Origin of the sequence: Herbiconiux sp. A18JL235, assembly GCF_040939305.1 — a bacterium.
Lineage (GTDB): Bacteria > Actinomycetota > Actinomycetes > Actinomycetales > Microbacteriaceae > Herbiconiux.
On the sequence record NZ_CP162511.1, the window covers coordinates 1,904,765 to 1,922,595 of the forward strand.

Below are 17,831 nucleotides of genomic sequence, written 5' to 3' on the forward strand. Positions count from 1 at the left end.
GGGATAGCGTCGAGGGGGTGAGTGACGTGCGCAAGGCCCTTGTCACCGGGGCCACGGGATACATCGGTGGCCGGCTGGTGCCGAGACTGCTCGACGCCGGCATCCAGGTGCGGGTGCTGGTGCGCAACCCCGACAAGCTGCGGGACGTGCCCTGGGCTGACCGGGTGGAGGTGGCCGAGGGCGACCTCGGCGACGTCGACTCACTGCGCGCCGCCACCGAGGGCATCGACGTGCTGTACTACCTCGTTCACTCGATGGGCGGCAAGGGCGACTTCGAGCAGATCGAGCGTGAGTCGGCACAGAACGTCGCCGACGCCGCGGCGGCCTCGGGCGTGAAGCGCATCGTCTACCTCGGCGGGCTGCACCCCGAGCAGGGCGAGCTCTCGCCGCACCTGCGGTCGCGGGTGGAGGTCGGGCGCATCCTCCTCGATTCCGGCGTGCCGACCGCGGCGCTGCAGGCGGGTGTGGTGATCGGATCCGGCTCGACCTCGTTCGAGATGATCAGGCACCTCACCGAGGTGCTGCCCTACATGCCCGCGCCCAAGTGGGTGCGCAACCACATCCAGCCCATCGCCGTGCGCGACGTGCTGCACTACCTCATCGGCTCCGCCGATCTGCCCGAGAGCGTCAACCGCACCTTCGACATCGGCGGCCCCGACGTGCTGCGCTACGGCCAGATGATGAACGGCTACGCCCTCGAGGCGGGCCTCAAGCAGCGCCCCATCGCCGCGCTGCCCGTGCTCACGCCCTGGCTGGCGTCGCAGTGGGTGAACCTCGTCACCCCCATTCCGCGTGCCCTCGCCATGCCCATCATCGCCTCGCTGCAGTTCGACTGTGTCACCCACGAGCACGACATCCGCGACTTCGTGCCCGACCCCGAGGGCGGCCTCACCCCTTATCGGCGCGCGGTGCGCCTCGCCCTCGGCAAGATGAAGGCGGGCGAGGTCGAGACCAGCTGGCAGGACGGCTTCGTCGAAGGCGCCGCCAGCGACCCGTTGCCGAGCGACCCCGACTGGGCCGGGCACACCGTGTACCTCGACATCAAGAAGCGCGAGACGGATGCTTCTGCCGAGGCCCTCTGGACGGTGATCGAGGGCATCGGCGGCCAGAACGGCTGGTACTCCTTCCCGCTCGCCTGGGCGGTGCGCGGGTGGATGGACAAGCTCGTCGGCGGCGTCGGCCTCCGCCGCGGCCGCCGCAGCGCCACCCGCCTCAACACCGGCGACGCCCTCGACTTCTGGCGGGTCGAGCAGATCGACCGCGGCTCGTTCCTGCGGCTGCGCGCCGAGATGCGGGTGCCGGGTCGGGCCTGGCTCGAGATGCGGGCGACACCCGCCGAGGGCGGCGGCTCGGTCTACGACCAGCGCGCCATCTTCTTCCCCCGCGGCCTCGGCGGGCGGCTCTACTGGTTCGCGATCCTGCCGTTCCACGGCGTGATCTTCAACGGCATGGCCAACCGCATCACGGCCACCGCACTGGCCTCGACCGAGCCCGCCCCTAGACTTGACAGCGAAGAATCCGGGAGGACCTCATGACCGAGAAACGATCGACGACCGTGTTCATCGGAGACAGCCTCACCGAGGGCGGTTCCTGGCAGGAGTGGTTCCCCGACATCGAGGCGATCAACCTCGGCGTCGGCGGCGACACCACCGAGGGGCTCATCGAGCGCCTCGGCGAGGTGGCCGAGCACGACCCCGACACGGTGGTGCTCCTCATCGGCACGAACGACGTGGCCAACCGCCGCGCCGTCGAGCAGGTGGTGCGCAACATCGAGACCATCCTGGTGAACCTGCGGCAAGAGCTGCCGGATGCGCGCATCCTGGTGCAGTCGGTGCTGCCGCGTGGGCGGGAGTACGCCGAGTTCGTCAAGGAGATCAACCGTCACGTGTGGCAGTTCGCTGCCACGGTGAAGGCGCACTACCTCGACCTCTGGCCCGTGATGGCCGAGGAGGACGGCGAGCTGAACCCCGCCTACACCGAAGACCGCCTGCACCTGAACGCGGCGGGCTACGAGGCGTGGCTCTCCGAGCTCGAACCGGCGCTCGAGCGGGTGCAGGGGCTGCCGCCGTCGAGCAGGCCGATCCGCCTGCCCGAGCTGGGCGAGCTGAAGGGCTGAGCGCGCGCGGCTCGACGGCCGGCTGGTTGGCTCTCGACCCTCACAGATTCCGCAGCAGACCGTCGAAGAACCGGATGCCGGTGAACCAGGTCTGCACGCGCATCCGTTCGTTCTTCGCGTGCAGCGTCGACCGCTCCTCGCCCGTCATCTCGAACGGGCTGAAGCGGTACACGGAGCGGCTCACGGGGGAGAACTGGCGCGAGTCGGTCGCGCCGGTCTGCACGTAGGGCGTGACGACGGCGTCGGGGTAGCCCGCCTCGATGGCGGCCTTCAGCAGCTCCCACCGCGGGCCGTTCATATGCGACACGCGGGCCGGCTCGCCGCTCGACAGTACGCCGATCTGCACCGCGGGGTCGTCGATGATGCGGGCCAGTCGCGCCTTCGTCGCCTTCACCGACGAGCCGATGGCGATGCGCACGTTCACGGTCGCCTGCACCCGCTCGGGTAGCGCGTTCGCCGCGAGCCCGCCCGAGAGCTGGGTGACCGCCGTGGTCGTTCGCACCATCGCGGCGGTGTCGACGCCCAGCCGGCCGAACACCGCCACCAACAGCGGGCGGAAGAACCTCGCGCGGACGAACACGAAGCGCAGCGGATTGCGGGCGTGGGCCCCCACCGTGCGGATCATGGTCTCGGTCACGCTGTTCAGCCGCGCCGGGAACGGGTGCGTGTTGAGGCGCACGATCGCGCGTGCGAGCCGATCGCTCGCCGTCACGCGCGGGGGAGTCGAGGCGTGACCGCCGCTCTGCTCCACGGTGAGGGAGAAGCTCGTCGTGCCCTTCTCGCTCACCCCCACCACGGCGATCGGGCGTTCGACCGTGGGGATCACCCCCTCCACGACCGCCCCGCCCTCGTCGAGCACCAGCCCGATCTCGACGCCGCGCTCGCGCAGCAGCCGCGCGGCGGTCTCGGCGCCCGTACCGTGGGTCTCCTCGTCGTGCCCGAAAAGCAGGTAGACGTCGTGGGCGGGGGTGAAGCCCGCGGCAACCGCGCGTTCGACGGCCTCGAGGATGCTCACCACCGATCCCTTGTCGTCGAGCGTGCCCCGACCCCACAGCACGCGCCCGGAGCCGCTGCCGGTGAGCTCGGCCGAGAACGGCTGATGCTCCCACCCCTCGTCGGTCGCCGCCACCACGTCGTAGTGCGCCATGAGCACGGATGCGGCACCCGTGTCGTCGAGGCCCCGCCAGCGGAAGAGCAGGGTGTGCCCGGCCACCAGTTCGCGCTCGAGGCCCGCGTGCAGGGCGGGGTAGAGCTGCTCGACCGTCGCGACGAAGTCGTCGAAGTTCTGCCACTCGACCGCGTCGACCTCGAGCCTCGAGATGGTGGGGATGCGCAGCAGGGCGCGAAATCGCTCGAGCGCCGCCTGCTCGTCGAGCTCGGCGCTGGCGGCCGCGGGCGGCCGGGGCTGCGGCTGCGACGCCGAGGGCTGCTGCGGCGACGACGGCCGCTGAGGCTGCGGCGACGGCTCCGGCGACGACCCGCTCATCGCACGGCCTCCGCCCGTGGCGTGCCCGACGCGGGCGGGCGCGCCCCCAGCCGAGTCACGGCGCGCGACGAGGCCCGCACTCCCTCCTCCGCGGCCGCGCGCAACGCACCTTCGTCGACGCGGCGCCCCACGAGCTGCTGCGAGCCGTCGCCGAGCAGACTGCTCACGAACGCCGCACCGAACGCGTCGCCCGCACCGGTCGTGTCGACGGGGTCGACGAGCACGGCGGGCGCCTCGGCCCGCGCGCCCGACCGGGCGCCGGCGAGCACACCGTTCCTGCCCTGGGTGAGCGCGACGACCTCGTACCGCTGAAGCAACGCGGCGACGATCCGCTCCGGCTCCTCCTCGCCCGTCAGCACGCGACCCTCGTCGAGGTTCGGCAGCACCACGGTGGCGCCGTCGGTGGCCTCGAGCAGGTCGTCGACACCGTGGTCGAGCAGGAACCCGGCCGAACCGGGGTTGACCGAAACGGATGCGCCAGCCGCCCGCGCGCATCCGATGAGCGTGGCGAACTCGTGCACCCCACGGTCGACGGTCGGCTCGTCGCCGCCGTTGAACAGCGTGTAGCCGGTGAGGTGGAGGTGCGCGCCCGCCACGAGGAGACCGGGGTCGACGTCGGCGGCGGAGGTGACGGCGTTGGCGCCCCGCTCGGTGAGCATGGTGCGCGTGCGCTCGTCCTGGAGGATGACGACGATGGTGCCGGTCGGCAGCTCCGAGGGTGCGAGCACGGCGGTGACGCCGGCCTCGGCGAGGGAGGCCGTGTGCCGGTCGACGTCGATGCGGTTCACTGTGCCGAAGAAGCGCACCGGATGGCCCGAGGCCGCGAACCAGGCCGCCGCGTTGGCCGCCGAGCCGCCGTCGCGACGCTCGATGCTCGCCGTGGTGTCGGTGTCGGGCCGCACCTCGCCGTGCGGGGTGACGATCAGGTCGTCGAAGACGTCGCCGACGACGAGGATCGGTGCGGCGGAAGTGGCGGGCACGGGCTGCCCGGCTCAGTCGGCCGAGTCGTCGGAGGCGTCGGAGACCAGCGAGCTCCACGCGATGGCGATCTCGCCGGCGAGCCGCACGTTGTTGCGTGCGATGTCGAGATTCACCTCGAGGCTCGTACCGCCGGAGGCCTCGACGATGAAGCCGAGGAGGAAGGGGGTGACGGCCTTACCGGTCACGCCCGCTTCCTCGGCGGCGGCGAACGCGGTGGCGAGCACCCGGTCGTGCTCCTCGGGGTTCCACTGCTTCTCGAGCGGCAGCGGGTTCGCCACGACGATGCCCTGGCCGTGACCGAGCTCGTCCTGACTGCGCATCACGCGGGCGATCTCGGGGGCGTCGTCGACGCTCCAGTCGATGGTGTGGCCCGAGCCGCTCAGCCAGAAGCTCGGGAAGTCGGTGGTGCGGTAGCCCACCACCGGAACGCTGAGCGTCTCGAGGCGCTCGAGGGTTGCCGGGATGTCGAGCACCGACTTCACTCCCGCCGACACCACGGTGACGCCCGACAGGGCGAGAGCGCTGAGGTCGGCCGACTCGTCGAACGACTCGGAGGCGCCGCGGTGCACCCCGCCGAGGCCGCCCGTGGCGAACACCCGTACGCCGGCGCGACCGGCCAGGTACGCGGTGGCCGCGACCGTGGTCGCTCCGCTCGCGGCCTTGGCGGCGAGGATCGGCAGGTCGCGCACGCTGGCCTTGGCCATCTCCTCGCCCGCGATGCGGCGCACGCCCTCGGCGTCGAGACCGATGTGCGGCACGCCGTCGAGCACGGCGATGGTCGCGGGGGTCACGCCCGCCGAGCGGAGGATCTCCTCGAACTCCTGCGCCGCCTCGAGATTGCGGGGACGCGGGAGGCCGTGGGAGATGATGGTCGACTCCAACGCCACCACCGGGCGACCGGAGTCGAGGGCCTCGGCGACCTCGGCCGAGACGTGGAAGGGCCGGGACGCTCGCGACACCGTGCTCACCCCGCTCAGTGCAGGCGCGCTTTGAGCGCGGCCACCGGGTCGGAGGCGTTCAGCACGCCGGGCCCGAAGCGGAGCATCGTGATGGTGTGCGAGACCGGGCCCGCACCCGCGCTGAGGCGGGTGGCGACGGTCGCGCGCTCCCAGATGAGGATGGCCTCCTGAGCCAGCTGCACGGTGAGGCCGAGCGGTTGCGTGTTGCCCGAGCGCACATCCGGCAGCGAGTAGCCGCCGAGGCCGGCGAGGGTCGAGTACACCTCCGAGACATCCTTCTGCGGCAGGGGAACGGCGCCCTGGCCGGCAAACACCGTGACGAAGAGCCGGGCTGCGAGCTCTTCGGGGTCGGCTGTCCAGAGTCCTTCGGGACCTGCGAACACAGAGCCGGACGACGGCGTCGAGAATGTCATGAAATCAGACTAGCCACCGGCGCGTAGGATTGGCGAGACATGAGCTCCCGACAGACCCAGCCGGCCTTCACCCGCCCCGCCCTCGCGCCCGGTCTCCTCGGTGCCGTCGCCATGATGGCCTTCATCGCCGTGGTCGACACCGACTGGTTCACCATCGCGCGCTACGTCGTCAGCATCCTCGCGCTCATCATGTGCGTGTTCGCCGGTCAGGCCAAGCAGTGGTGGTGGATTCCGCCGCTCCTCGCGATCGCCGTGCTCTGGAACCCGGTGCTCCCGCTCGACCTGCCGCTCGTGGCCTGGCAGATCTGCCACGTGGTCGGCGCGATCGTGTTCGTGGCGAGTGGACTCCTCATCAAGGTGCATCGCGTAGACTAGGTGCCGCCGCGGGTCAACCCGCTCTTCGCACCGACCGTGACCCCCGTCACGTTGCTCAGGTGCCCAGGCTCCCGTGGTGTTCCGCAGACTCCCCAGGAGAACGATGTCAAGGTCCGGCAACCGCCGAACGCGAACCGCAGACAACACCGGTCTGATCCCCATCCTCGCCCGCAAGGTGCGCGAGGTCGAAGCCGCCGCCCAGCGCGGCAAGGTGGCGCCCTCGAACCGCACCAAGTTCCTCGTCGTGGCGCTCCTCATGCGCGAGGAGCGCGCCTCCATCAAGACGGATGCGTCGCTCAGCGACGCCGAGCGCGCCGAGCAGCTGAAACGGCTCGACGGCATCGCCAGCATCCTCGCCCGCACCGCGGCGCGCGACACCTCGCTCATCGCCCTGCTCGAGAACGACGCCGCCGTCTCGCCCGCCGCGAAGAAGCTGCGCCGCGAGTACCTCGAAGACGCCGGTTACGACGTGCCCGACGAGGAGCCCGACGTGCCGGCTCCCACCGCGACCGTCGTACCCCCGGAGCTCGCCGAGCGCCAGGTGGTGCCCACCTCGGTGAAGTCGAGGCAGCTCGCGAACCCGTTCATGGCCCCCGACCTCACGCCGGCGAAGCCGCACGGCGTGGGCAGGCTCTCGAACTGGGAGCTGCTCGGCCCGCTCTACCGCGCGTTCGAGTACGGCGCCGGCGGCAACGCGGCCAGCATGGAGCTGCCCCCCGCGCCCACCATCGACCGGCTCTCGCCCGCCGGCCGCGAGCTCATGGTGCACCAGTCCCGCTTCCTGCAGAGCGTGCAGGCGGGCCACCGCACCTTCCTGCTCGCCGACGAGCCCGGTCTCGGCAAGACGGCGCAGTCGCTGCTCGCCGCATCCGTCGCCGACGCCTACCCGCTGCTGGCCGTCGTGCCGAACGTGGTGAAGATGAACTGGGCGCGCGAGGTCGAGATCTGGACCCCGCACCGTAGGGCCACCGTCGTGCACGGCGACGGCGAGAACCTCGACGCCTTCGCCGACGTCGTGGTGGTGAACTACGAGGTGCTCGACCGGCACCTGTCGTGGCTCGGCACCATGGGCTTCCGCGGCATGGTGGTCGACGAGGCGCACTTCATCAAGAACATGTCGTCGCTGCGGTCGCGCAACGTGCTGGCGCTCGCCGACCGCATCCGTCGCACCGCTCCCGGCGGCAACCCGCTCATGATGGCGCTCACCGGAACGCCGCTCATCAACGACGTCGACGACTTCAGGGCGATCTGGCAGTTCCTCGGCTGGATCGACGGGCAGAAGCCCACGCCGGTGCTCATGGAGCGGCTCGAGGAGGTCGGGCTGACGCCCGCCGACACCGGGTTCTTCGCCGAGGCGCGCGAGGCGGTGATCGACATGGGCATCGTGCGACGCCGCAAGATCGACGTGGCAGCCGACCTGCCTGCGAAGCGGATCGTCGACCTGCCGGTGGAGCTCGACGACGAGATGGGCAAGTCGATCCGTGAGGCGGAGCGCGAGCTGGGTGCGAGGCTCGTCACCCGCTACCGCCGCCTGGTCGCCGCCCGAGCGGCATCGCGCGGCGACGAGCCCGACGAGCTGCCCGACGACGACCTCATGCGCCTCGTCGCCCGCCAGGAGCTCGACGACACCAAGGCGACCGAAGACGGCCTGAACGTCTTCACCATGGTGCGCCGCATCGGCACGGCGAAGGCCGGCCTCGCCGCCGACTACGCGGCGCAGCTCGCGCGCTCCGTGGGCAAGGTGGTGTTCTTCGCCAAGCACATCGACGTGATGAACCAGGCGGAGGAGCTGTTCGCCAAGCGCGAGCTCAAGACCGTCTCCATCCGTGGCGACCAGTCGGCGCTGCTGCGTCAGCGTGAGATCGACGCCTTCAACACCGACCCCGAGGTCTCGGTGGCGGTGTGTTCGCTCACCGCGGCCGGCGTGGGCGTGAACCTCCAGGCCGCGTCCAACGTCGTGCTCGCCGAGCTGTCGTGGACGGCTGCCGAGCAGACCCAGGCAATCGACCGTGTGCACCGAATCGGTCAGGAGGAGCCGGTCACCGCCTGGCGCATCGTGGCGGCGCAGACCATCGACACCCGGATCGCCGAGCTCATCGACTCGAAGCAGGGCCTCGCCGCCCGAGCCCTCGACGGCTCCGACGTCGACGTCACCTCCTCCGACAGCGTGCAGCTCGACGCCCTCGTCTCCCTCCTCCGCTCCGCCCTGGAACGCTGACGCACGGTCCGGCCGGTGCCGTGCACGGTTTCAGTCGAAGATGCGGAGCACTGAGCCGAAGACGAGTCCGACGAGCCGGGCGACGGCGCTGATCGCCGAGATCGCGTCCAGGATCGACGCGAGTGAGTCGACGGTCGACCCGAGCGCGAGGAGGCCGTCGTTGGACTGGAGATCGGCGAGCTGCGCCAGCTCTCTCCTCCAGGCGCGCTCCTCACCGAGGATGATCGCGTAGGGGAGCAGCTTCTCGGTGAGCACGAGACGATCCGCGTCGTCGCGGAGGGCTGTGGACGGACCTTGGAGCAACCGCATGCGGTCACGTTCTGCGAACCTCAGGTAATCGCGCAGCCCGGAGAGCTGACGCCGCAGCTCGTCGCCCTTCACCGTGAAGCGCTGGATCGGGGGCGGTGTCAGCGCGATCACCCACACGAGTGCTGCGAGCACCACCGGCACGAGCACCGCGACCGGCCAGAGTCCGTCGACGAGAGCGGCCAGGCCGAGCACCACCCCGACGGTGAGCGCCGTGAGGAACGCCAGGGCGACCACGGCGAGATGGAGACCGACAGGACGTCCCTTCGTCAGCCCGCGCCGTTCGAGGTGCTGACGCCGGTCGTCGACGAGGAGCGCGAGCGCCCGCGCGCGTTGCACGGGGAACGACGCAGGACCGGTGAGGAACGCCACGTCGCCTCGGTCCTCCGCGACTCCGATCAGGGCGAGCGCCCGGCCGCGTCGACGCCGCTGCCTGCCCGTGGTGTCAGGGCCGACGAGCGCCGAGAACAGGCTCGACTCCCACTCGCCGAGCGGTACGCCCGGTATGCGCTGGATCGCCACCGCGCCTGATGATCCGCCAGGGGCGATCACCTGCACCCGACCGCGCACCGCGAGATCGACGACCCCCGCGGCGAGGATGCGCCTCTCTGCGCGCGCTGCGATCGCGTGGTCGATCAGCTCCCCCGGGGGCGGCCCGAACTCGACCACCGGCGACGCGGGAAGATGACGGGTGACGCCGGTGGCGGCCCACGCCGTCAGGAGGAGCACGACGGTGGCAAGCCCGCCGGCAGCCGCCAAGACGAGGTACAGGCCCTCGTCGCTCACGGCGCGTCCCTCCCGCTCAGGCCGTTCATCCCTCTCAGGCGGTTCATCCCGCTCAGGCGGCGAGACCCAGGACGTCGAGGATCCAGGCGGTCTCGTAGGAGACCTCGCGCCAGCGTTCGTAGCGGCCGGAGACGCCGCCGTGGCCGGCCGACATCTCGGTCTTGAGGAGCACGGGGGCGTCGACCTCGCGCAGCCGCGCCGTCCACTTGGCGGGCTCGACGTAGAGCACGCGGGTGTCGTTGAGGCTCGTGACGGCGAGGATGCGCGGGTAGCGCTGGGCGGTCACGTTCTCGTAGGGCGAATACTCCTTCATGTAGAAGTACACCTCGGGGTCGTGCAGGGGGTCACCCCACTCGTCCCACTCGATCACCGTCAGCGGCAGCTCGGGGTCGAGGATCGAGGTGAGCGCGTCGACGAACGGCACCTGCGCGAGCACCCCGGCGAACAGCTCGGGCGCGAGGTTCGTCACGGCTCCCATGAGCAGCCCGCCGGCGCTCCCGCCCTGCGCCACGAGCCGCTCGGGCGCGGTCACGCCAGAGGAGACCAGGTGCGAGGCGCAGGCGACGAAGTCGGTGAAGGTGTTCTTCTTGGTGAGCGTCTTGCCCTCTTCGTACCACTGACGCCCCATCTCGCCGCCGCCGCGCACGTGCGCGATGGCGAACACGACGCCGCGGTCGAGCAGCGACAGCCGCGAGATCGAGAACGCCGGGTCGATCGACGCCTCGTACGACCCGTAGCCGTACAGCACGAGGGGGGCGGGAGCGCCCGAGTCGAACACGCCTCGCGCCGCCACGAGCGAGATCGGCACCAGAGTGCCGTCGGCCGCGGTCGCCCAATCGCGGCGCTGCTCGTAGCGTGCGGGGTCGTAGCCGCCGAGCACCGGAGCCTGTTTCAGCAGCGTCGAGCTGCCCGAGGCGATGTCGTAGTCGAACACCGAGGAGGGCGTGACGAACGAGCCGAAGCCGTAGCGGATGGTCGGCTGCTGCCACTCGGGGTTGCCCGAGGTGCCCACGGAGAACAGCGGCTCGTCGAACTCGAGCTCGGCGAAGGGCGCGTTCTCCAGTGAGGTGACAGAGGCGTCGAGCTGCAGCACAGACACCCGTGTGAGCCCCTCGCGCCGCGAGTCGAGCGTCAGGTGGTTCGCGAAGGCGTCGACGTCTTCGAGCCGCACCGCGGGGTCGTGAGCCCGCACCACCTCCCATCGAGACCGGTCGAGGGGCGCATCCGGAGCCACCGAGATGAGCTCGAAGTTGAGCGCACCGTCGTTGTGCAGGATGAGCAACCGGTCTTCGCCGCCCACGACGGCGTGCTCGACGCTGTACTCCACACCCTCGCGACGGGGCCACACGACCTCGAAGGTCGCGTCGGCGTCGGTGGTGTCGAGCAGGTGCACCTCGCTGGTGATCTTCGACCCCAGCGCGATCTCGAGGTACCGCTTGCTGCGGGTGAGGCCGATGCCCACCCAGTAGCGGTCGTCTGGCTCGGTGAACACCTTCTCGTCGTCTGCGGCGTCGGTGCCGAGCCGGTGCCGCCAGATGGTGTCGGGCCGCCAGGCCTCGTCGACCGTGGGGTAGAACACCGACTCCCCGTCGCCCGAGAACACCGCTCCGGGGAAGGTATTGCCCACCTCGTCGGGCAGGTTCTCGCCGGTGCGGAGGTCACGGATGCGCAGGGTGTACCGCTCGTCACCCACGACGTCGACGGCGTAGGCCAGCAGATTGCCGTCGGGGCTCACGTCGAAGGAGCCGAGAGAGAAGAACTCGTGGCCCTCCGCCTCGACGTTGTCGTCGAGCACGATCTGCTCGCCGGGCACGGGCTCCCCGGCGACGAGCTTCGGCGGCGTCCAGTCGCCGGGCCCCGCCACGGCCGCGCGGCAGTGCACGCCGTACTGCGAACCCTCGATCGTGCGGGTGTAGTACCAGTGGTCGCCGTCGCGCACCGGCACGGAGAGGTCGGTCTCGAGGGTGCGGGACTTGATCTCGTCGAACAGCTTCCCGCGGAGTGTCTCGAGGTGCGCGGTCTGCTCCTCTGTGTAGGCGTTCTCCGCCTCGAGATAGGCGATCACCTCCGGGTCGTCCTTGTCGCGCAGCCACTCGAAGGCGTCGATCACGACGTCTCCGTGGTGCACGCGTTCGGTCGGGACTCTGCGGGCGTGGGGAGCAACGGATGCCATGGTTCCAGCGTACGGCCCGCCCGAGTTGACCTCGGCAGAGGCGGATGCGATTATCGACTCGCGCCATCCTCCGGCAACCGCGAACGGACGAACTCGGAGTGAACATCCGGTGGCTGCGAACCCGCGCGACAGTCTGGAGCAGCCCCCTGGTGGATATCACCGTCATCGTCGTGCTGGTGATCGCCCTCGCCCTGTTCTTCGACTTCACCAACGGCTTCCACGACACCGCCAACGCGATGGCCACGCCGATCGCGACCGGCGCTCTGAAACCGAAGGTCGCCGTCGCCCTGGCCGCCGTGCTCAACCTCGTCGGGGCGTTCCTCAGCACCGAGGTCGCGAAGACCATCTCGGGCGGCCTCATCAAGGAGGGTGACGGGGGAGTGCAGATCCTCCCCGAGATGATCTTCGCCGGCCTCATCGGAGCCATCGTCTGGAATCTGGTGACGTGGCTCTTCGGTCTGCCGTCGAGCTCCTCGCACGCCCTGTTCGGCGGCCTCATCGGCGCCGCCATCGTGGGGGCGGGCTTCGGTGTGGTCGACTACTCCGTGCTGCTCAGCAAGGTGGTGCTGCCCGCGCTCGTGGCCCCCGTCGTGGCCGGGGTCGTCGCCTTCGTCGCTACCCGCCTCGCCTACGCCATCACGAACATGCCGAGCTCGAGCGCCCAGTCAGGGGTGCGCGGCCGGTTCCGCTACGGCCAGATCTTCTCCTCGTCGCTCGTCGCGCTGGCCCACGGCACCAACGACGCCCAGAAGACCATGGGCGTCATCACCCTCACCCTCATCTCGGCAGGAATGCTCCCCGCCGGCAGCGGCCCCGACCTCTGGATCATCGTCACCTGCGCATTCGCCATCGCCTTCGGCACCTACATGGGCGGGTGGCGCATCATCCGCACCCTCGGTTCGGGGCTCACCGAGGTCAAGCCCGCCCAAGGCTTCGCCGCGGAGACGAGCACCGCCGCCACCATCCTCGCCTCCAGCCACCTCGGGTTCGCGCTCTCCACCACGCAGGTCGCCTCCGGTTCGGTGATCGGCTCCGGCCTCGGCCGCAAGGGCTCCTCCGTGCGGTGGCGCACGGCGGGGCGCATCGGCCTCGGGTGGGTCGTCACCCTCCCGGCCTCAGCCCTCGTGGGCGCCCTCGCCGCGTTCGTGGCGACCTTCGGCACGGTCGGCATCGTCATCGACCTGGTGGTGGGCCTCGCCATCATCGGCACCATCTTCCTGCTCTCGCGCCGCAACCGGGTCGACTCCGGCAACGCCATCAGCGAGGTCGACGCGGCCACCATCGCCGTGCGCAGTCCCAAAGCGACCCGCCGCAAGAGGAAGGCCGAACGATGATCGACTGGGGCGCCTTCCTGGTGGTCGCCGCCGCCTCCCTGGTGGCCACGGCCGCCGTGGTGAGCCTGTACTCCTTCGGGCTGCGGTTCCGGTTCCTCAGCCGCATCGATGCCACGACAGGCGAGAGCTCACGGCCCGCGTGGGCGACCGTGCTGTCGTACCTGTGCTTCGTCCTCAGCGGATGCGCGGTGCTGTTCGGCATCTACCTGATCGTCCCCTTCTTCCACAGCTGATCCGCTACCGCGACCGGGCGCCCTCCCCTACGATGAGGGGATGACAGCGCAGAGCACCGTCGCCGAATCGCCCGTCGTCCCGATCCTCAGGTCGTCGTTCGAGCACGGCGTGACCCGCTCCTACGCCTGGCGGGTCAGGCAGCTCAGGGCGCTGAAGTCGATGCTCGAGGAGCGGTCGGCCGAGATCGAGGACGCCCTGTTCGCCGACCTCGGCAAGAACCCCGCCGAGTCTCAGCTCACCGAGATCGGGGTGGTGGCGGGCGAGATCGAGCACACGCTCACTCATCTGCGCCGCTGGCTGCGGCCGCGGCGTGTACCGGTGCCGCTTGCCCTCGCACCTGCCTCCGCCGCGACCATGCTCGAACCGCTCGGCGTCGTGCTCGTCATCGCCCCCTGGAACTACCCACTGCAGTTGCTGCTCGCTCCCGTTGCGGGCGCGCTGGCCGCCGGAAACGCCGTCGTCATGAAACCGAGCGAACTGGCACCGGCGACCTCCGCGGTGATGGCGGAGCTCATCCCGCTCTACCTCGACAGCCGCGCCGTTGCGGTGGTTGAGGGCGGGGTCGAGGAGACCACGGCGCTCCTCGCCGAGCGTTTCGACCACATCTTCTACACCGGCAACGGCACCGTCGGGCGCATCGTCATGGAGGCCGCCGCGAAGCACCTCACGCCCGTGACGCTGGAACTCGGGGGCAAGTCTCCCGTCTACGTCGACGACACCGTCGACCTGGCCGCCACCGCCAGGCGCATCGCCTGGGGCAAGTTCATGAACGCCGGGCAGACCTGCGTCGCCCCCGACTACCTGCTCGCCACCGACTCGGTCGCCGAGCGGTTGGTGCCGCACCTCGTCGACGCCATCAGCGAACTGTACGACGGCGACCCGCGCACGAGCTCGAGCTACGGCCGCATCATCAACGACAAGCAGTTCACCAGGCTGTCAGGGCTGCTGGAGGGTCAGACCGTCCGCACCGGCGGCAAGCGCGACGAGCGCGCCCGCTACTTCGCCCCCACCGTGCTCGACGAGGTGTCGCGCGACGCACCGGTGATGGCCCAGGAGATCTTCGGCCCCATCCTCCCCATCGTGAGGGTGACGGGCCTCGACGACGCCATCGCCTTCATCCGCTCGGGGGAGAAGCCGCTGGCGCTCTACGCCTTCACCTCGTCGAAGGAGACGGCGAGGCGCATCCTCACCGAGACCTCGTCGGGAGCCGTCGGCTTCGGGGTCCCCGTCGCTCACCTCACGGTGCCGGGGTTGCCCTTCGGCGGCGTCGGCGAGAGCGGGATGGGTTCGTACCACGGGCGGCGCAGCATCGAGATCTTCAGCCACACCAAGTCGGTGCTGTCGAAGCGGCTCGCGCCCGACACCCTCAAGCTGGTGTATCCGCCGTTCACGGCGAAGAAGGAGAACTTCATCCGCGGTCTCATGCGACGGCTGCGGTAGAAGGGCGCCACGAGCGCCGAGCCAGGAGCCGCACCACGAGTGCGGTCGCACCGAGAGGAACCACCGTGACCACCACGCCGCCGCCCACCCGCACCGAGACCGACAGCCTGGGCAGCATCGAGATACCCCGCGACGCGCTGTGGGGCATCCACACCGCCCGGGCGCTCGAGAACTTCGCCATCTCGCGCCGGCCCATCTCCGTCTACCCCGATCTCGTGAACGCCCTCGCCACGGTGAAGCAGGCGGCGGCGCGGGCCAATCGCGAGATCGGCGTGCTGGATGCGTGGAAGGCCGAGTGGATCGACGCCGCCTGCGAGCGCATCAAGGCGGGCGAGTTCCACGACGAGTTCGTGGTGGGGGTCATCCAGGGCGGGGCGGGGACCTCGACGAACATGAACGCGAACGAGGTCATCGCCAACGTGGCCCTGGTGGCCAACGGCCACGCTCCCGGCGACTACGGGGTGCTGCATCCGCTCGACGACGTGAACCGCAGCCAGAGCACCAACGACGTGTACCCCACCGCGGTGAAGCTCGCCGCGGTGTTCTCGCTCCGACGGCTGCTGGTGGAGCACGGGTTGCTGCGCGACTCGTTCGCCGCGAAGGGCGTGGAGTTCGAGCACGTGCTCAAGGTGGGCCGCACGCAGCTGCAGGATGCGGTGCCGATGACCCTGGGCCAGGAGTTCCACGGCTTCGCCACCACCCTCACCGAAGACACCGATCGGCTCGGCTACACCGTGCCGCTCCTGTGCGAGATCAACCTCGGCGCCACCGCCATCGGCACGGGCATCACCGCCGACCCCAACTACGCGGCGACGGTCTGCCGGCAGCTGCGCGAGCTCACGGGGCTCGACCTCGTCACCGCAGCCGACCTGGTCGAGGCCACCAGCGACACGGGAGTGTTCATGACGCTCTCGGGCGTGCTGAAGCGCTCGGCGATCAAGCTCTCGAAGATCTGCAACGACCTGCGGCTGCTCTCCAGCGGACCGCAGGCCGGCTTCGGCGAGATCAACCTGCCGCCGCGGCAGGCGGGCTCGAGCATCATGCCCGGCAAGGTGAACCCGGTCATCCCCGAGGTGGTGAACCAGGTGGCGTTCGCGGTGGCGGGCGCCGACCTCACCGTCACCATGGCCGCCGAGGCCGGGCAGCTGCAGCTGAACGCCTTCGAACCCGTGATGGCGCACTCCCTGCTGCAGAGCCTCGCCTGGATGACCGCGGGCTGCCGCACCCTGCGCCTGAACTGCGTCGACGGCATCACCGCGAACCTCGACCGGCTCGACACGATGGTCTCGACCTCGGTGGGAGTGGTGACGGCGCTCACGCCCTACATCGGTTATGCGGCGGCGTCGGCACTCGCGAAGACCGCCCTGCTCACCCACCGCAACATCGCCGACCTCGTCGTGGAGGCCGACCTGATGAGCCGGGAGCAGGTGACGAAGCTGACGTCGCCGGCGCGGCTGTCGGGCATCGAGGCGATCACGGCGGCGATGCCGATCATCGACCTGGAGGCCGAGCAGGCGCGGGCCGAGGCGGCGGCACAGGCGGCGCGTGAGGCAGCGGCGGCGGCATCGGCGTCCTCTTCGGCGTCGCGCGGCGGTTCCGGAACCCCGGAGTGACTCCCGCGGAGCTGCTCGGCGCGCTGCGGGCCGAACTCGGCGACAGGGTGACGACGGATGCCGCGACGCTCGAACAGGTGCGCAGCGACAAGTCGGGCTGGCGGTCGGAGGAGGGTGCCCTATGCGTGGTGACCGCCGAGTCGGTCGCCGACGTGCAGACTGCAGTGCGCCTCGCCGCCTCGGAGGGGGTCGCCATCGTTCCGAGGGGCACGGGCACCGGGCTCGCGGGCGGCGCCACCTCGACCGAGGGCTCGGTGGTGCTCGCTCTCGACCGGCTCGACCGCATCGTCGAGATCTCGCTCGACGACGAGCTCGCGGTGGTGCAGGCCGGAGTCATCAACCAGCACCTGAGCGACGCCCTGCTGCCGCACGGGTACGTCTACTCGCCCGACCCGGCGAGCAAGGCGATCTCGACCATCGGCGGCAACATCGCCACGAACGCCGGCGGGCTGCTGTGCGCGAAGTACGGGGTGACCCGGGAGGCGGTGCTCGGTCTCACCGTCGTGCTCGCCGACGGCTCCCTGCTGCACACCGGCCGGCGCACGGTGAAGGGCGTGACGGGCTACGACCTCACCGCCTTGTTCACCGGGTCGGAAGGAACCCTGGGGGTGATCGTGGAGGCGACCGTGCGCATCCGGCCCCTGCCTGCCGGCCCCGTCGTCACCCTCGGTGCGTTCTTCGGCAGCGTGACGGAGGCCGCCGCCGCGTGCGCCGCGGTGACGGCGGCGCGGCTCCGGCCCGCGGTGATGGAGCTGATGGATGCCGCGGCGGTCGCCGCCGTGAACCGGCTGCTCGGCCGGCCCTCCGCGGCGGCGGGCGCCGCCTACGTGCTGGTGCAGACCGACGGTGCGGGGGCGGAGATCGAGGCGGCGGAGATCGCGACAGTGCTGGGTGCCGCGGGGGCGCTCGGCCTGCGCTCGACCGCCGATGCGGCGGAGGGGGAGGCCGAGCTGGCGTTCCGTCGCAGCTTCCATGCCGCGCTCGAGGCCGACGGCGACGTGCTGGTCGAAGACGTGTGCGTGCCCCGGTCGCGGCTCGCCGAGATGTTCGCGGCGATCGAGCGCATCGGCGCGGCGTACGGGCTGAGCATCCCGACGGTCTCGCACGCGGGCGACGGCAACCTGCACCCGAACTTCGTCATCCCTCGCGAAGGCGCCGCCCGCCCGTCCGGCGCCCCTCTCGAGGTGCCCGACCACGTCTGGGCTGCCGCCGACGAGCTGTTCGAGACCTGCGTGGCGCTCGGGGGAACCCTCACCGGAGAGCACGGGGTGGGGCTGCTCAAGAAGCGCTGGCTGGAGGGCGAACTCGGCGCCGAGCAGCTCGAGTTGCAGAAGCGTGTCAAGGCGGTGTTCGACCCGCGCGGGGTCATGAACCCTGGCAAGGTCTACTGAGGGCCG

General features: G+C 70.6%; 15 protein-coding genes. 9 read left to right on the forward strand and 6 right to left on the reverse strand.

What is annotated here, in order from left to right; all coding sequences use genetic code 11:
• Positions 1-17 precede the first annotated feature (17 nt).
• Positions 18-1,535 (forward strand): SDR family oxidoreductase, encoded by a 1,518-nt coding sequence (locus ABFY20_RS08855; RefSeq protein ID WP_368499571.1) that lies wholly within the window; start codon positions 18-20, stop codon positions 1,533-1,535.
• On the forward strand, positions 1,532-2,116 hold the full coding sequence (locus ABFY20_RS08860; RefSeq protein ID WP_368499572.1) for an SGNH/GDSL hydrolase family protein: 585 nt from the start codon (positions 1,532-1,534) through the stop codon (positions 2,114-2,116). The genes ABFY20_RS08855 and ABFY20_RS08860 overlap by 4 nt, the downstream gene beginning before the upstream one ends.
• A 40-nt stretch (positions 2,117-2,156) precedes the next feature.
• On the opposite strand, the gene ABFY20_RS08865 is transcribed toward ABFY20_RS08860, so the two are convergent.
• From ABFY20_RS08865 to ABFY20_RS08880, 4 genes are read right to left on the reverse strand one after another with little or no spacing between them, the layout of a single operon-like run.
• Complete coding sequence (locus ABFY20_RS08865) at positions 2,157-3,602, reverse strand: M20/M25/M40 family metallo-hydrolase (RefSeq protein ID WP_368499573.1); 1,446 nt, start codon at positions 3,600-3,602, stop codon at positions 2,157-2,159.
• Positions 3,599-4,582, reverse strand: coding sequence for a carbohydrate kinase family protein (locus ABFY20_RS08870; protein ID WP_368499574.1), 984 nt, complete (start codon positions 4,580-4,582; stop codon positions 3,599-3,601). Before ABFY20_RS08870 ends, ABFY20_RS08865 begins: the two co-directional genes overlap by 4 nt.
• 12 nt (positions 4,583-4,594) lie before the next feature.
• Positions 4,595-5,542, reverse strand: coding sequence for a pseudouridine-5'-phosphate glycosidase (locus ABFY20_RS08875; protein WP_368499575.1), 948 nt, complete (start codon positions 5,540-5,542; stop codon positions 4,595-4,597).
• Positions 5,543-5,556: 14 nt separating this feature from the next.
• The gene (locus ABFY20_RS08880; RefSeq protein ID WP_368499576.1) at positions 5,557-5,955 is read right to left on the reverse strand and encodes a hypothetical protein; all 399 of its coding nucleotides are present in this window, start codon (positions 5,953-5,955) and stop codon (positions 5,557-5,559) included.
• A gap of 39 nt (positions 5,956-5,994) precedes the next feature.
• Between ABFY20_RS08880 and ABFY20_RS08885 the strand changes: the two genes are divergently transcribed.
• Entirely contained in the window at positions 5,995-6,330 is a 336-nt protein-coding gene (locus ABFY20_RS08885) for a DUF6804 family protein (protein WP_368499577.1), read from the forward strand.
• A gap of 103 nt (positions 6,331-6,433) precedes the next feature.
• Complete coding sequence (locus ABFY20_RS08890) at positions 6,434-8,548, forward strand: DEAD/DEAH box helicase (protein WP_368499578.1); 2,115 nt, start codon at positions 6,434-6,436, stop codon at positions 8,546-8,548.
• 30 nt (positions 8,549-8,578) lie between these two features.
• Here ABFY20_RS08890 and ABFY20_RS08895 read toward each other — a convergent pair whose 3' ends face one another.
• Positions 8,579-9,640, reverse strand: coding sequence for a hypothetical protein (locus ABFY20_RS08895; RefSeq protein ID WP_368499579.1), 1,062 nt, complete (start codon positions 9,638-9,640; stop codon positions 8,579-8,581).
• A 52-nt stretch (positions 9,641-9,692) separates the two neighbouring features.
• The gene (locus ABFY20_RS08900; protein WP_368499580.1) at positions 9,693-11,813 is read right to left on the reverse strand and encodes a S9 family peptidase; all 2,121 of its coding nucleotides are present in this window, start codon (positions 11,811-11,813) and stop codon (positions 9,693-9,695) included.
• 149 nt (positions 11,814-11,962) lie between these two features.
• On the opposite strand from ABFY20_RS08900, the gene ABFY20_RS08905 reads away from it, so the two are divergent.
• The 5 genes from ABFY20_RS08905 (at position 11,963) to ABFY20_RS08925 (ending at position 17,825) form a co-directional block, all read left to right on the forward strand.
• Positions 11,963-13,147, forward strand: coding sequence for an anion permease (locus ABFY20_RS08905; RefSeq protein ID WP_368499581.1), 1,185 nt, complete (start codon positions 11,963-11,965; stop codon positions 13,145-13,147).
• Positions 13,144-13,380, forward strand: coding sequence for a hypothetical protein (locus tag ABFY20_RS08910; protein ID WP_368499582.1), 237 nt, complete (start codon positions 13,144-13,146; stop codon positions 13,378-13,380). Before ABFY20_RS08905 ends, ABFY20_RS08910 begins: the two co-directional genes overlap by 4 nt.
• 40 nt (positions 13,381-13,420) lie before the next feature.
• Positions 13,421-14,821: an aldehyde dehydrogenase family protein gene (locus ABFY20_RS08915; protein ID WP_368499583.1), complete on the forward strand. Its 1,401-nt coding sequence runs from the start codon at positions 13,421-13,423 to the stop codon at positions 14,819-14,821.
• Positions 14,822-14,886: 65 nt separating this feature from the next.
• Entirely contained in the window at positions 14,887-16,434 is a 1,548-nt protein-coding gene (locus tag ABFY20_RS08920) for an aspartate ammonia-lyase (RefSeq protein ID WP_368499584.1), read from the forward strand.
• Entirely contained in the window at positions 16,431-17,825 is a 1,395-nt protein-coding gene (locus tag ABFY20_RS08925) for an FAD-binding oxidoreductase (RefSeq protein WP_368499585.1), read from the forward strand. Before ABFY20_RS08920 ends, ABFY20_RS08925 begins: the two co-directional genes overlap by 4 nt.
• Positions 17,826-17,831 lie beyond the last annotated feature (6 nt).

What these genes read in the sequence shown, in the direction of transcription:
- ABFY20_RS08910 (WP_368499582.1), top strand. Translation starts at nt 13,144, where the DNA reads ATGATCGACTGGGGCGCCTTCCTGGTGGTCGCCGCCGCCTCCCTGGTG.
- ABFY20_RS08890 (WP_368499578.1), top strand. Translation starts at nt 6,434, where the DNA reads ATGTCAAGGTCCGGCAACCGCCGAACGCGAACCGCAGACAACACCGGT.
- ABFY20_RS08865 (WP_368499573.1), bottom strand. Translation starts at nt 3,602, where the DNA reads ATGAGCGGGTCGTCGCCGGAGCCGTCGCCGCAGCCTCAGCGGCCGTCG.
- ABFY20_RS08900 (WP_368499580.1), bottom strand. Translation starts at nt 11,813, where the DNA reads ATGGCATCCGTTGCTCCCCACGCCCGCAGAGTCCCGACCGAACGCGTG.
- ABFY20_RS08860 (WP_368499572.1), top strand. Translation starts at nt 1,532, where the DNA reads ATGACCGAGAAACGATCGACGACCGTGTTCATCGGAGACAGCCTCACC.
- ABFY20_RS08915 (WP_368499583.1), top strand. Translation starts at nt 13,421, where the DNA reads ATGACAGCGCAGAGCACCGTCGCCGAATCGCCCGTCGTCCCGATCCTC.
- ABFY20_RS08885 (WP_368499577.1), top strand. Translation starts at nt 5,995, where the DNA reads ATGAGCTCCCGACAGACCCAGCCGGCCTTCACCCGCCCCGCCCTCGCG.
- ABFY20_RS08880 (WP_368499576.1), bottom strand. Translation starts at nt 5,955, where the DNA reads ATGACATTCTCGACGCCGTCGTCCGGCTCTGTGTTCGCAGGTCCCGAA.